This is a genomic window from Salinibacter sp. 10B (assembly GCF_002954405.1).
Classification (GTDB): domain Bacteria; phylum Bacteroidota; class Rhodothermia; order Rhodothermales; family Salinibacteraceae; genus Salinibacter.
The window spans coordinates 1,782,487-1,796,861 of sequence record NZ_MQWC01000004.1 but is presented as its reverse complement, the minus strand read 5'-3'; the positions used below and the strand labels follow the sequence as shown (position 1 = coordinate 1,796,861).

The following is a 14,375-nucleotide window of genomic DNA, read 5'->3' as shown; positions in this document are numbered from 1 at the left end:
GGTAGGTCGTCAGGGAAGGACGTGCCCGAGCATCCACAGTGCAAGGCCGGCCCGCAGCGTCCAGGCCCCCGTTCGGAGCCAATTGGAGTGCACGAGGCGGCGATGGGCCTCCGCGTCGAAGCCGTGGAGCAGACGAGAGTGGAGGGGAACCTGCAGAAGGCCGGTCGTGGCCCAGATGAAAAGCACGAGGCCAAGGCCCGTCCAGGCCAACCCTGTCGGCACGCCGGATGGGACCTGCCAGGCCAGCCACCCAGCCGTAACGAGTTCGGTCGTCATGACGGGAGCCACAATCCAGGTGATGCGCCGCATGTGCTCGGACTGGTAGGTCTCGTACGACGTGGGGCCTACGTGCCGGAAGAGCGGATAGTGCACCAGCTGCACCACCAGGATCACGCCCCACATGGTGAGGGTGGCAGCGGCGTGCACCAGGAGAAGTATCATTCCAAAGTGGGACGACGGAGAAGAGCGATCACGATTGGTCGGCAATCACGGCCCGGCCGGCATCGCGTCCCGCTGCAATGGCGCCGTTGATGGAGCCGGTGCGCCGGTGGTCGCCGCAGACGTAGAGGCCGGGACGGTGGCGCAGCTCGGGCTGGGGAGTGGAGAGGAAGGGCGGGGACTGATCGGGCAGGGCGTACGGAATGCGCATGGTATCGAGGTGTGTCCATCCGCCGGCGTCGAGCCCGAACCAGTCGATCAACTGCGCCCGGACCTCCCGTTCCAGTTTGTCGTCGGATTCCGAAGCAGGGTCCACCACCACAGCCGAGATGAGGGTCCTCCCGTTCGGGGCGTAGCCGGGAGCCACGTCCGACGGAACGGCAACGTTGTTAAGGGGACCAACGCCGTCGCCGTTGAGGACGAGAATTGGGTCGTCGAGAGGGGAGGTTGGGGCTGCATAGTAAAGGCACACCGTTGAGCGGCCCGTTCTCGTCTCGATCCCGCCCACGAGCCGATCGGCCTCCGGGGCCTCTGTTGCGACCACGATGGAGGAGGCCTCCATCGTCTTGCCGTTCGCGAGGATGACCGTTTGGTCGTCAATCGCCTCGACCTGCGTGTGGAGCTGAACGGCCTCGTCGGGCAGAGGCGCGCGCATCTGCTTGGGAATCTGTTCCATCCCGCCCGCCGGGAGCACCGTCCGCCCCTCCGCAAACATCTTGAACAGGAACTCGAACATACGACTCGACGCCCCCAGGGTCCGGTCAAAAAAGATGCCCCCGAAAAACGGACGGAAAAACCGGTCGATCATGCTCGACGAAAACCCCCAGCGCTCTTCCAGTGCCTTTTGGGCGGTTTGCTCCTCCCGTTCCATGATTTCCGGTACCGTAAGATGCATGAGGCGGCGGCGAATGCGTGCCACGCGAATCTTGTCGGCTGCCGTGCCGATGGGACTGAAGAGGGTTTGCGGCACGTCGAAGGGATGCCGGAACGGATCGGCGATGCGGTGGAAGCGGCCATTGTACCGCACTAATGCGCCATCGTAGAAGGCATGGAAATCGAGCGCATCGTAGTCGAGGGCCAACTGAGCCTCCGGGTAGGCCGTCAGCATCACCTGAAAGCCCCGATCTAACCGAAACCCGTCGACTCGCTCGGTGCGGACGCGTCCCCCAACGCGATCGGATGCTTCTAACACCTGGACCGACCGGCCGCGTCGATGCAGATGGCGGGCGCAGGCCAGCCCGGCGAGGCCGGCCCCAATGACGAGCACGTCGGGGGTGTCCATGTCTCTGAAGAAACAGGAGAAGCTGAAAGTGGCGGTGCGAAGAACATACAGTAGAAATGCAAATTCCGCCCCATGGGTTTGTTACGTTTCCGTGCCCCGCCCTCTTCTGCTGAATTGTCATGTCCGTTGCAGTCTTTCGGGGAAACGTCGGTCCCTGTTGGCAACCGGGGGATGGGTTGGGGGTTGAATCGGCTCGAACATTCACTGCGGAGAATCTTCTCTTGGCTCTTCTTGCACGAACGATGAGCACCCGACGCTACAACACGTGGATGACACATCGGGACCGCGCGAATGTGCGGCAATGGCGCTTGGCCGTTAGTCATGTATTGCTTGAACGTCGTGCAGGGACGTAATGGCGAGGCTGTCACGTCCTTCTTGGTCCGTATGCCCTGCTCAGTCGAGGATTGGGCGTTTCTCAACCGCGTCGCTCTCGGAATGAGGCCGGATCGGCCGCTTCCATCGCCGAGCGACGGACCACTTTTCCTGAGGAGATTTTTATGATTGCTGTTCGTTCGGTGCTCGCCGCGACGGATCTAACCGAGCAGTGCACCTCTGCCCTTCAGGCTGCAGCTGTCCTTTCGCGTGCGTTCGACGCCTCACTGCACGTTGTGCACGTCGGTCCACTTGGGGAGGATGCCAGTGAAGACCGCTTAGCCGATGCGCTGCAGAGGCACGTTCACGAGCTCCTCGGCACTGCCGAGGGAATCGACCTGGCCGTTGAGTTTGATCGACCGTTCCACGGCATTTTGGTCCGGGCCGCGGCCGTGCACGCCGATCTCATCGTCATGGGGCCGCACCGCGGCACCGGCACCACCGCTCGCTGGCGCGGCACCACAGCCGAGCGGGTCGTCCGCTCTGCGGATGTGCCCTGCCTCGTAGTGTCGCAGCCCTTTGCCCTCCCGCTTCGACACGTGGCCGTTCCGGTCGATTTTTCTCCGGCAACCCGCGGCGCGGCGTGGCTGGCGGCTGAGTGGCTTCCCTTCCTCAGTGCAAATGCCCCCGAGGCGTATCTCTCGCTGGTCTACGTGTCGTCCGAGGACGACGAGAGCGACCGGCTCGCGATGGAGTGGGATCGCATCGTGACGTTGGCAGGTCCCGAGGCCTCGTTCATCGCGGAGACGAGGGTAGAGGCGGTGGTGTGTGACGGACCCGATCCGGTGACGGCCGTGTCGGAGTGGACCGCTGCAGCGGCGGTCGACCTGCTGGTGGTTCCGGCGGAAGCCCGACGAGGACTCAAGCGGCTTTGGACTGGCAGTCCGGCGACGGAACTAACGCTGCAGGTGGCGTGCCCAACGCTCCTTGTGCCGCCGGCACTGTGGCGTCGAGCGCCCCTGCGTCTGCGCCGCGTGGCGACGGCTGCCCTTGGTTCAGATTCCACCGGGCGCTTCCAGGAGTGGATGACTCGGCATCTGCCGACGCTGCAAGAAGGACTCTCCCTGACTGCGGTGAATCCAGAGGTCGACCTTGTGCAGGAAATCCGCAAAATGGCGGCCGACCTGCTGGTTGTGTCGACCCCCGAGGACAAGGCGTTGCAGCGGTCCACAGTGGAGCGTCTGTTGGAGCGCACGCCAATCCCGGTACTTCTCCTTCGCGAGCCCCCCAGCGACGGCATTCGGCACATCCTGGTGGCAGTAGACACCGGCGACATCTGGTACGAGAAGTTCGGCTGGGCGAAGCTACTGCTTGAGCGATACGACGCCGAGGTAACCATTTTCCATGCCATCGATCTGTCGATGCGGGGGCGCGTGCGGCGTGAGCCGGGGGGCGAATTTGTCCCCGGATTTTCTGCCTGGACGGACAACGTGGAGGCAACGGTGGTGCCGGCCATGGAGACCTGGCTGGAGGAGCGCGTGCGTCTGACCGGCCTGCCGGTTGATCGCGTCAACGTGATGCTGGGATTGCAGGACCCCTGGTTTGCTGTTCCCAATGTGGCGGCGCGGGTGGGGGCGGATCTCGTCATTGTTGCCGCTCACTCTGAGAGTCGGGCCGGGCGCGTCCCCCTTTCACGAGTCGTCCGTTCCGTGCTAACCCAGGGCCAATACTCCGTGCTCGCCGTAATCGATCGGGCCCGACGCCTCGCAGATCGTAGGGATCGGCGTCCGATTGAGGCAGCTGAGACCACGGAATAATCTCGATGCTGCCGATGTCTTTTCCCCTCGTCCCCCTCATTGGGCTCACCCTCCTGGTTGCTGCGATGGGCCTGATTCTGGTTCGGTTGATTCGGGGGCCAACCGTGTCCGATCGCGTAGTAGCCCTGGACGTCCTTTCGGCGGTTGCGATCGGACTGATTGCCACCTACACCGTGGCGGCGGGCACCACGGCGCTGCTGGATGCGGCGCTCGTGATTGCCCTCGTCTCATTCGTGGGCACCGTGGCGTTCGGTCACTTCGTCGAGCGGCGTTCTGTTCACCGGTGAGGCGGAGATGCTCTCCTATTCTCGTTCTTCGCTCATGATTGCCAATCTTCTACTTCTGCTTGGGGCGCTCTTCGTACTGGTGACGGCCGTGGGCCTGCTTCGCCTTCCCGATCTCCTGATGCGCATGCACGCCGCCACCAAGGCGGGTACGCTGGGGGCTGGGCTGTGCCTGGTGGCCGTCGCCGTGGCGATGCCGGAGCCAAGCGTGGTGGCGCGTGCCCTGGCAACGCTCATTTTCCTGCTGCTCACGGCCCCCATCGCGGCCCACGTGATTGCCCACGCGGCCTACCATGCCGGAGAGGCACAGCTCTGGGAGCACACGGAGGTGGACGACCTTGCCGACGATCTCGCCGAGTCTGAAGCGCGCACAATGCCTGTTTCTCGGTAAGTCCGTTCCACAGTTTCCGTCCCCTTCGCTCGCGTTTCGATTCCTCATGGCGCTCGCACTTCTTCTCACATTGCTCTGGGCTTCGGCCGCTCCACTCCTCGTCCGTGTTGCGGGTCGACAGGCCGGTTGGGCACTCGCCCTCGGACCCGTGGGGCTCTTTGTCTGGTTTTTGGCCTATCTGCCCGAGGCCACGGCAGGGACGGGCCTTCGCGAGGCGGTCTCCTGGGTGCCCACCCTTGACGTGGAACTGTCCTTTCTGCTGGATGGCCTCAGCCTGCTGTTTGCTTTGCTCATTACCGGCCTTGGAACGCTCATCGTGGTGTATGCGGGACGGTACCTCGACGGGCATCGCGACCTCGGCCGCTTCTTTGCGATCCTCTTTGCGTTCCTGGCGTCGATGCTGGGGGTGGTGCTGGCGGACAACCTGCTCCTGCTGTTTGTCTTTTGGGAGGGGACGAGCCTCTGCTCGTATCTGCTCGTCGGCTTTAAGCACGAGAGCGAGACGGCCCGAAAAGCGGCGTTGCAGGCCCTCCTGGTGACGGGCGGCGGCGGACTGGCGCTCCTCACGGGGGTTCTCCTGCTGGGCGCGGCCGGCGGCTCGTTCGAACTGTCGACGCTCCTGACGCGGGGAGCGGACGTGCAGGCACATCCGCTGTATCTGCCGGCGTTCGTGCTCATCGCGATCGGGGCGTTTGCGAAGTCGGCCCAGGTGCCGTTTCACTTCTGGTTGCCGAACGCGATGGCCGCGCCGACGCCGGTGAGTGCGTACCTGCACTCTGCGACGATGGTGAAGGCGGGCGTGTACCTCCTGGCCCGCCTCGACCCGGTGTTGGGGGGCACGGGCGCGTGGATCTGGACGCTGGCCGTCGTGGGCGGGGCGACGATGCTCGTCGGGGCGATCGGGGCGCTACGCCACACCGACCTGAAGAAGGTACTGGCGTATTCGACGCTTACGGCGCTCGGCACTCTTGTAGTGCTCCTCGGCCTCAGCTACGACGCGAGCATCAAGGCGGCGATCGTTTTTCTGCTCGTGCACGCCCTCTACAAGAGTGGGCTGTTTTTGGTCGCCGGATCGGTGGAGCACGGCACCGGCACCCGCGACCTCCTGCAGGTGAGTGGGCTTCGGTCCGTGCTGCCGTGGACGGCCCTGGCGGCGGTGCTGGCCGGGCTATCGATGGCTGGACTGCCGCCGCTCTTTGGCTTCGTGGGAAAAGAACTGGCCTACAAGGCAAAGTTGGGCGTGGAGAATCTGGACTGGTTGCTGCCCACCATCGCCGTAACTGCAAATGCCCTCACCGTGGTGGCAGCGGGGATGCTCGTGCTGCGGCCGTTCTTCGGATCGCGACGAACGCCGGAGGGGAGAAACGGGCACGAGGTCCCGCTGGCGATGTGGATTGGTCCGCTGCTCGTTGGGGCGGCGGGTCTGCTCTTCGGCATAGCGCCCGGGCTGATGGCAGAATTAGTGGCGCCTGCGGTGGCGGTCGTGGCGGGGGAGCCGGTGGAGATTCAGCTTGCACTCTGGTACGGCGTGAATACGGCCTTCTATCTGAGCATCGCCACGATGGTGCTCGGCGTGGGGGGGTACCTGCTGTGGCCTCGGATTCGGGCGCGGCTGACGACGCTCGATCGGCTGACCGTGGCGGGGCCGGCGCGGGGCTATGCTCTGGTGCTGGAGGGGGCATTCGCGCTCGGTGGGAGGCTGCGCCGGTTCGTGGAGGTGTCCAGCGTGCGCCGGTATCTCGGGATCCTCTTTGGCGTCATCGTGGCGCTGGTGGGCGGAACGCTCGTGCTACGCACCGGCACATTCGTGTCTCTTTCGGGGCTGTCGGAGGTGTTGCCGCACGAGGCGGGACTCGCTCTTCTCATCGCGGCGGCGGCGCTGGCGGCAGCGTGGGCGCGCGCGCCACTGGTGGCGCTCCCCAGCCTGGGCGTGGCGGGCCTCGGCCTGGCGCTTTTGTACGTGTTGCTGAGTGCCCCGGACCTCGCGATGACGCAGGTGCTGGTGGAGATTCTCCTCGTCGTGATTGCGCTGGCGGTGCTGGCGGCAACGGGACGGATGCCTCAGCGCGAGCCCCGAAAACGACGACGCTACGCCGTTCCGCTTGCTCTGGGTGTGGGGGGGACGGTGACGCTTCTGTTACTGGCGGTGTTGCAGCAGCCGTTCGACGGACGGGTCTCGGACTTTTTCCTGACCCAAAGTGTGCCGCAGGGCTTTGGCCGCAATGTGGTAAACGTCATTCTGGTGGACTTCCGGGCGCTGGACACGCTCGGCGAGATTACGGTGCTCGCGATTGCGGCGCTTGGGGCCCTCGTGCTTCTTCGCGGGCTGAGGGTCGCCGGGCCGTCCCTGCCGCCCATCGCGGTGCCGTCCATTGTGCTGCGAACGGGCGCGCGACTGCTGCTGGCGCTCCTGATTTTGGCCTCTCTGTTCATGCTCTGGCGCGGCCACAACGAGCCGGGCGGCGGCTTCATCGGTGGGCTCTTTGCGGCGTCGGCCGTCGTGCTCTACCTGCTGGCCCACCGCCGGGCGGCCACTGAGCGACTGTTGCGCGGATCGCCCCGAACGGCGCTGGGCGTGGGCCTCGCCATTGCCGTCGCGAGCGGACTCGTCGGCGTGTTTACTGCAAACCTTCCGTTCCTGACGGGGCAGTGGATTTCGTTCGGCGGCATCAAACTCGGCACGCCGCTGCTGTTCGACATTGGCGTGTTCAGTGTCGTCGTGGGCTTCACGCTCACAATCATTCTGGCGCTGGATCGGGTGCTTGATGCTCGTCCGGCAGAGGAGGAGCGGGGCTCGGACCCTCCAACGGACCGTCGTTCGGTTCCTCCTTCTCCACACAAGATCGAAGGGGCTCCGTCCTCTTCCTCACTGTAACCCGCTTCTGAAATGGATACGCTTCTTGCTCTTCTGGTCGGCGTGCTCACGGCGGCAGGGGTGTACCTGCTGCTCCAGCGATCAATGCTGCGGATGCTGTTCGGTGTCATTCTGCTATCGAACGCCGTAAACCTGGTCGTGCTGGTGGCGGGGCGCACACTGCGGGCCGCGCCGCCCATTGTGCCGGAGGGGCTCTCTGCCCCTGAGGCGACCATGGCAAATCCGCTGCCCCAGGCCCTGGTCCTCACCGCCATCGTGATCGGGTTCGGACTGGTCGCGTTTGCCCTCGTGCTCCTGTACCGCACCTACGCCACCTTTGGCACGCTGGATGTGGACGTCCTTTCGGAGGAGTCCGAGGACGGCGATGCTGTGGGTTTCTGACGTTCACCCCTGTTCTCTGCTCGCAATGATGCATCTTTTGGTTCTTCCCATACTGATTCCGCTCGTGACCGCCATCGCGGTGCTATTGAGCACCCGCGTGCCGCGGCTGCAGCGGACGTGGAGTCTGCTCGGGAGTGTGGGCCTGCTCGCCGCGACCATCGCCCTGCTCCACGGCGTGTGGGGACACGGCATTCAGCACGTGCAAATGGGGACCTGGACGGCGCCGTTCGGCATCACGCTGGTGGCTGATCTCTTGAGTGCCGTCCTGCTCGTGGTGACGGGCCTCATGGGCGTCGCCGTGCTGCTCTACGCTATGGGGACCATCGACGCCGGGCGGGAGCGCAGCGGGTTCCACGCACTCTACCATCTGTTGCTGATGGGAGTTGCTGGGGCTTTTCTTGCGGGCGACCTCTTCAACCTCTACGTCTGGTTCGAGGTGTTGCTGATCACCTCGTTCGTCCTCCTGGTGCTGGGCACCGACCGGGCGCAGGTGCGGGGCAGCGTGACGTACGTGCTCGTGAATCTGGTGGCATCGCTCTGCTTCTTGCTCGCCGTGGGGCTGCTCTACGGCATGGCGGGGACGCTCAACCTTGCGGATCTGGCCGTGCGGCTGCCGGAGGTGGGCGCTCCGGGCCTCGTAACGGCCATTGCGATGCTGTTCCTCGTGGCCTTCGGCATCAAGGCCGCGGTCTTTCCGCTGTTTTTCTGGCTCCCGGCGGCGTATCACACGCCCCCCATTGCTATCTCGGCCCTGTTTGCCGGACTACTCACCAAGGTGGGCGTCTACGCCCTCATCCGGGTGTTCACGCTGCTCTTTACGCAGGACGTCGGCTACACGCATACGATTCTCCTCGTCGTGGCCAGTCTTACGATGGTAACGGGGGTGCTGGGGGCCGTGGCACAGGCCGACGTGCGGAAGATCCTGTCCTTCCACATCGTGAGCCAGATTGGCTACATGGTGATGGGGTTGGCCCTCTTCACCCCGCTGGCGCTGCTGGGCGCGATCTTCTACATCGTGCATCACATCGTGGTGAAGACGAATCTCTTTCTGGTGGGTGGGGTGGCGGAGCGAATCGTTGGTCATTTCGACCTTGGACAGATGGGCGGCCTCTACCGAAGCCGTCCGCTGCTAGCTGTGCTGTTTCTGGTTCCAGCTTTGTCGCTAGCCGGGCTGCCGCCGCTTTCCGGCTTCTGGGCAAAGCTCATCATTCTGCAAGCGGGGCTGGAGGCAGAAGCGTATTTTGCTGTGGGGGCGGCGTTGATCGCCGGAATTCTGACGCTCGTCTCCATGACCAAGATCTGGAGTGAGGCGTTCTGGAAGCCGCTGCCGGTCGAGGCAACCGGGGCTCCGGTGTCGGTACGCGGGCTTCTCGTGCCGGTCGTCCTGCTGGCCGCCGTGACGATAGCGATCGGCCTCTACGCCGAGCCGCTGGCGGTGCTGGCCGAGCGGTCCGCCGCCGAGCTATTAGACCCGTCCGCCTACATCACCGCTGTCCTTGGCGCGGATGCCCCCGTTGCTGCCACACAGCCATAGCGTTTGCACTCCCATGCTTTTCTTTCTGCTAAACATCGGTCTGGCTACGGTCTGGGGCGCCCTCATGGGCTCATTCGATGCGGCCACGCTGGCCGCCGGCTACGTCGTGGGCTACGGCGTGATCTGGGCGATTCAGCCCGCGCTCGGGCCGTCCGCTTACGTCGGCGGCGTGGCCCGCTTCGTTCGGTTCGTGGGCCTCTACCTTGCGGGCCTCGTCTGGTCGAGCGTGCTCGTCGCGATCGACGTGTGTCGGCCCCGACTGAATGTGCGACCGGGCGTCGTGGGGGTGCGCACGCAGGCCCGGTCCGACGCGGAGATTACGGTCCTCTCTAATCTGATCTCCCTCACGCCGGGGACGCTGGTCCTCGACGTGTCGCCGGATCGACGCACGCTTTACGTGCATGCGATGGACCTGACCGACGGCGGTCCCGACGGGTTGCGGGAGGCCCTCCACGAGACCCTGGAGCACCGCGTGCTGACGTTGCTGCGGGGGCCGGCCGGGGCCCGTTCATTGGGAGCAGAGGGGACGGGGCATTCTCCACCCGTTACGGGATAAGGAACGGAGCGTCTGTTTCGGCAGTGCGGCCGAGGAGGTGCCGAAGGGCATCGTCCAGCGTGTCGTAGCTGAAGTCATAGCCGCTTTTCTGCAGCTTTTTTGGCACGACCCTCGCGCTCTTGAGGGCCATTTCGGTGGCTACCTCTCCGGCCACAGACCGGAGTAGAGAGCCGGGCACCGCGAGGGGCGCTGGACGGTTGAGGACATCGCCGAGTGTGCGGGCGTAGTCGTCCATTCGGGATGGGTGGGGGGCGGTGAGGTTGACGGGGCCATCGAGGTCATCGGCCCAGAGCGTGTGGTAGAGGCCGCCGATCACGTCGTCCAGAGCGATCCAGGGGAAATACTGGTCCGGTGCGCCCACGCGGCCGCCAAGTCCCAGCCAGAAGGCGGGCAGCATGAGGCGCAGGGCCCCGCCCGCCGGAGAGAGGATCACGCCGATGCGGGCCTGTATGGTACGAATGTCCGATGCCGCTGCGGGCTCCGTGGCCGCCTCCCACGCCCGGCATACTTCTGTGAGAAAGCCAGGCGTGCGCGGTTCGCTTTCTTCTGTCACGACATCCGTGCCGTGGTCGCCGTAGTACCCAATCGCCGAGGCAGAGACGAATGCATCCGGCGGATCGTCGAGGGTGGCAAGGGCCTCGGCCAAGAGTCGCGTGCCCGCGGCCCGGCTGTCGTAGATGCGCTGCTTTTTGGCGGCCGTCCAGAGCCCGAAGACGCTCTCCGCCGCGAGATGAATGACTGCGTCTACCCCTTCCAACTTGTCCGTCTCCACGGTTCCGGACTTCGGGTCCCAGAGAATGTCGTCTTTGCCTACCGGACGCGACCGCACCAGCGACTTTACGGTGTGCCCGCCGGTCGTGAGGAAGGGCACGAGCTGCGAGCCGACGAGGCCGGACGTGCCGCTGACCGCGATTGTGAGGGACTGCTCGTCCGAGTTGTAGCGACGATGTAGCGCCAGATCGCGGCGCGTCACGCGATGACGATAGGCAAACTGTCGGCGTAGCTCCGGCTCAAGGAAATACGGGGAGACGGCCGCGCCCACCGTCCCCGCCGGCGGGGCATATTCGATCTGATCTACAAGCCGGCACCTCCCTTCGTCTAACGGCTCGAATCGGTGGGTGTGGTTCCAATGGGCAAACGGTCCCTGCACCTGCCGATCACAGAATTGCCGCCCCTCGATGACATCGTGGTGTTCGGCGACCCAGCGCAGGGCCAGGGGACCAGGCCCGAGACGGATCACGGCACGGTCTCCTTCCTGAATGCCCTCAAACGATTCGAGGCGCACCGGTGCCCACGGAGGGGCAAGACGTTGAAAGGCCCCGGGACGGGCATGCCATGCAAAGACGGTTTCGGCAGGGGCGTCTAGTTCAGTCGTGAAGGTGAGGGTGTTCATGCAGGCGAAGTGTCAGTTGCACGAGGTCTGAAGCGTCGTTGGCGTTTCCCGTGATCTTGGTCGACGAAATTCTTGGAAAAGCACGTGGATGAGAGTGAGAGAGGAATCTCAACGATGGCGTAGGCATCTGTTTCTGCGGCCGTATGGTGCACGCAAGGCCTTTGCTATTGCTGTGCGCCCCCAGAACTGTGTTTATAGGGCGATAGAGGATGAACAGTACGGCGCTTGTTCGGATCCGGATCGTTTGTTTACAGAAAACCCACACGATTTGCTGTTACCACGGACGACCCTCTTTGCGGCTACGTGACGACATGATGGAAGCACCCCTTTTGTGTCGATAGAGCGCGCTGCTGAACATTTAGCATCTGGCTCCAACGACGTCCGGCATTCTGACTTTCTCCCACCGGCGCACTGTTCCCGATGGCTTCTGCCTCTTCCCTTTCCGAGACGATCCGTCCGCCCCGCTCGTCGGATCGCTTGCGGCCTTCCGTCCCGAAGCGGGTGGCACTCTTTACAGGGGCGTACAACCACATTGCCGACGGCGTGTCCCTCACGCTGAATCGGTTGGTGGACTATCTGGAGCAGCAGGGAGTTGCGGTGCGCGTCTTTGCGCCAACTGTTGAGAATCCCCCGATCGATCATGCGGGCACCCTTGTGCCGGTTCCCTCTGTGTCGCTGCCTGGGAGGTCGGACTACCGATTGACCCTTGGCATCACACCATCGGTGCGAGAGGAGCTGGAGGCTTTTGATCCCACCCTTTACCACATCGCGACCCCGGACCTGCTGGGCCGCCACGCGCTCAGTGTTGCTCACGATACCGGGACGCCGGTGGTTGCATCGTATCACACCCATTTCAGCTCGTATCTGAAGTACTACCACCTCGACCTGTTCGAGTCGGCCCTGTGGAGCTACCTGCGTCGCTTTTACGAGCAGTGCGAACAGGTGTACGTGCCGTCCTCGGCCATGGCCGAGATTCTGAAGGAGCACGGCATCACCGACGGGCTGCGCCTGTGGGAGCGAGGCGTTAATACGGATCGGTTTTCCCCGGAGCGCCGCTCGCTGGAGTGGCGGCGAGAACAAGGAATCAACGACAATGAAATCGTTGTGTCCTTCGTGAGTCGGCTCGTGTGGGAGAAGGGGCTCGACGTCTATGCCGACGTGATTCGGCGACTGGAGCAACAAGGAATTCCGCACCGAAGCATGGTAGTGGGCGATGGGCCGGCTCGCGACGAGCTGGAGGAGCGCCTTCCGAACACCGTCTTTACGGGGTTCCTGGAAGGAGACGAGCTCGCCCAAGCGTATGCGTCCTCCGACGTATTTCTCTTTCCCAGCGATACTGAAACGTTTGGCAACGTAACTCTGGAGGCGATGGCTTCGGGCCTTCCTACCATCTGTGCAAACGCCGTGGGGAGTCGCGACCTTGTGAATGATGAGTCGACGGGACTTCTTTGTCCTCCGGACGACACCGATGCGTTCGTACAGGCCACGCGTCGACTCGTGCTCGACACGGAGTTGCGGGAGCGCATGAGCACCGCAGCACACACGCGGGCGCAGGCCTACACGTGGGACGCAATCCTCGGACGGATGAACGAGTACTACGACGAGGTGCAGGCCCGCCATGTGGCGGTTCCCGCTGCCGCTCCCACCACGCGCGACGCCGTCTCGTAACGACTTTTGCCTGTGCGCCTCTGCTTCGTTTCTCATTCGATCCCGCCCGTCGGCCGGCCCATGGCCAATCTCGGGGGCATGCAACGCGTGGCCCTCAAACTCCACGACGCACTGACGGACAAGGCTCGTGAGGCGGAGCAGTCCCCGAGCGACTCGTTTCACTACGACTCACTCCTGCTCCGGAGCAGTTGGCGTTGGGTGCATGTGCGCACGCCCTTCTTCTTGGCCGGGACTGCTGCTCGTCTCGTTCGGGCGGCTCGTCGCGACGAGGTGGACGTGGTTCTGTTTTCCTCAATGGTAACCGCTGCCTTGGCCGCTCCGCTGCAGGGCGTGTTTCGGCGCCACGGGGTGCGGACGGCCGCAATCGTGCACGGGTTGGACGTCACGACTCCCTTCCCGCCGTACCAGTGGTTTGTCCCAAAGGTCTTCGAGGCTCTCGATGCTGTGTTTCCCGTAAGTCGGGCTACGGCCCGAGCATGTCTCCAGCGGAGCGCCTCGACCAATCAGGTGCACGTTGTGCCCAATGGCATCGATACCGACCGCTTCGACGCGCCTCAGGGCCGAGCCGCCGCTCGGGAGGCACTGGAGGACATACATTCGCCTCCTCCGGCTGATGCTCTTCTGCTCTGCAGCGTCGGGCGACAGGTGAAGCGAAAAGGAACGGCGTGGTTTGTGGATCAGGTGATGCCCACGCTCCCGTCGGATGTGCACTACTGGATTGCCGGAGACGGTCCGCAGGACGAGGCGATTCAGGCCGCCATTGATCGGCACGACCTGGGGGGGCGTGTGCGTCGCCTCGGTCGCATTTCGAATGAGGCACTGGCTCGTTTGTACCGCGGGGCCGACCTATTTGTGATGCCCAACATTCCTGTCGAAGATGACCTGGAGGGCTTTGGAATTGTGCTTCTGGAGGCCGGACAGTGCGCCACGCCCGCCGTTGCGGCGCGGCTTGAGGGGATCCAGGATGTCATCACGGATGGAGTGAATGGGCACCTCGTAGAGCCACAGGATCCGGCGGCCTTCCGCGACGCCATTCTCCAGTACCGACAGGCCCCGGACGCCCTGGCCGAGGCTGCCCAGCGAGCGCTCACGCACACGGTCGAGACGTTCAGTTGGCCGTCGGTCGCCAATCTGTACGTCTCTGCGCTCCGGACGCTGTACGAGTCCGGCACGCCCCCGGCGCCATCGGTGTCGGCCCCTGTGGAGGACCCTTTGCCCAGCACCACCTAGAAGGGAGCAATCGATGGCGGGGCGGGGAGAGCGTGTCGATTGGGGGTCGTTCAGATCCGTTCATTGAGCCGTTTTCTACGGTAGGCAGCGACAGAAAAATGGGCGTACGGCCGGGGGAAGGGAACCGTCGTCTGGAGGAAGGGGACGAGGGCCACCGTCTGTGTCGTTTCAGAGGCAATTGACGATTTCCGAAAATGCGTCGGCACAATTGGGC

12 protein-coding genes are annotated in these 14,375 nt (G+C 64.2%); 9 read left to right on the top strand and 3 right to left on the bottom strand.

Features of this window, described 5'->3' with window-relative positions:
- Positions 1 to 9: 9 nt before the first annotated feature.
- Both BSZ35_RS07555 and BSZ35_RS07550 read right to left on the bottom strand, forming a co-directional pair.
- Entirely contained in the window at positions 10 to 441 is a 432-nt protein-coding gene (locus BSZ35_RS07555; RefSeq protein ID WP_105011865.1) for a hypothetical protein, read from the bottom strand.
- Positions 442 to 469: 28 nt separating this feature from the next.
- The gene (locus BSZ35_RS07550) at positions 470 to 1,720 is read right to left on the bottom strand and encodes an NAD(P)/FAD-dependent oxidoreductase (protein ID WP_105011864.1); all 1,251 of its coding nucleotides are present in this window, start codon (positions 1,718 to 1,720) and stop codon (positions 470 to 472) included.
- 497 nt (positions 1,721 to 2,217) lie between these two features.
- On the opposite strand from BSZ35_RS07550, the gene BSZ35_RS07545 reads away from it, so the two are divergent.
- The 7 genes from BSZ35_RS07545 to BSZ35_RS07515 are packed head-to-tail and all read left to right on the top strand — an operon-like array spanning position 2,218 to position 9,870.
- Entirely contained in the window at positions 2,218 to 3,849 is a 1,632-nt protein-coding gene (locus tag BSZ35_RS07545) for a universal stress protein (protein ID WP_146110027.1), read from the top strand.
- Positions 3,850 to 3,863: 14 nt separating this feature from the next.
- On the top strand, positions 3,864 to 4,136 hold the full coding sequence (locus tag BSZ35_RS07540) for a monovalent cation/H+ antiporter complex subunit F (protein ID WP_105013773.1): 273 nt from the start codon (positions 3,864 to 3,866) through the stop codon (positions 4,134 to 4,136).
- 7 nt (positions 4,137 to 4,143) lie between these two features.
- Entirely contained in the window at positions 4,144 to 4,524 is a 381-nt protein-coding gene (gene mnhG, locus BSZ35_RS07535) for a monovalent cation/H(+) antiporter subunit G (protein WP_181149232.1), read from the top strand.
- Between the two features lie 46 nt (positions 4,525 to 4,570).
- Entirely contained in the window at positions 4,571 to 7,399 is a 2,829-nt protein-coding gene (gene mbhE / locus BSZ35_RS07530) for a hydrogen gas-evolving membrane-bound hydrogenase subunit E (protein ID WP_105011861.1), read from the top strand.
- A gap of 12 nt (positions 7,400 to 7,411) precedes the next feature.
- Positions 7,412 to 7,780: an NADH-quinone oxidoreductase subunit K gene (locus BSZ35_RS07525; protein ID WP_105011860.1), complete on the top strand. Its 369-nt coding sequence runs from the start codon at positions 7,412 to 7,414 to the stop codon at positions 7,778 to 7,780.
- A 25-nt stretch (positions 7,781 to 7,805) separates the two neighbouring features.
- Entirely contained in the window at positions 7,806 to 9,314 is a 1,509-nt protein-coding gene (locus BSZ35_RS07520; protein WP_105011859.1) for a Na+/H+ antiporter subunit D, read from the top strand.
- A gap of 13 nt (positions 9,315 to 9,327) precedes the next feature.
- Positions 9,328 to 9,870, top strand: coding sequence for a Na+/H+ antiporter subunit E (locus tag BSZ35_RS07515; RefSeq protein ID WP_181149231.1), 543 nt, complete (start codon positions 9,328 to 9,330; stop codon positions 9,868 to 9,870).
- Here BSZ35_RS07515 and BSZ35_RS07510 read toward each other — a convergent pair.
- Entirely contained in the window at positions 9,860 to 11,263 is a 1,404-nt protein-coding gene (locus BSZ35_RS07510) for a TIGR01777 family oxidoreductase (RefSeq protein ID WP_105011857.1), read from the bottom strand. The genes BSZ35_RS07515 and BSZ35_RS07510 overlap by 11 nt on opposite strands.
- Positions 11,264 to 11,683: 420 nt before the next feature.
- Between BSZ35_RS07510 and BSZ35_RS07505 the strand changes: the two genes are divergently transcribed.
- Positions 11,684 to 12,931, top strand: a complete 1,248-nt coding sequence (locus tag BSZ35_RS07505) for a glycosyltransferase family 1 protein (RefSeq protein ID WP_105011856.1) — start codon at positions 11,684 to 11,686, stop codon at positions 12,929 to 12,931.
- Between the two features lie 60 nt (positions 12,932 to 12,991).
- Positions 12,992 to 14,161 carry a glycosyltransferase family 4 protein gene (locus BSZ35_RS07500; protein WP_105011855.1) on the top strand — a complete coding sequence of 390 codons (1,170 nt, stop codon included), beginning with the start codon at positions 12,992 to 12,994 and terminating at the stop codon, positions 14,159 to 14,161.
- Positions 14,162 to 14,375: the final 214 nt, after the last annotated feature.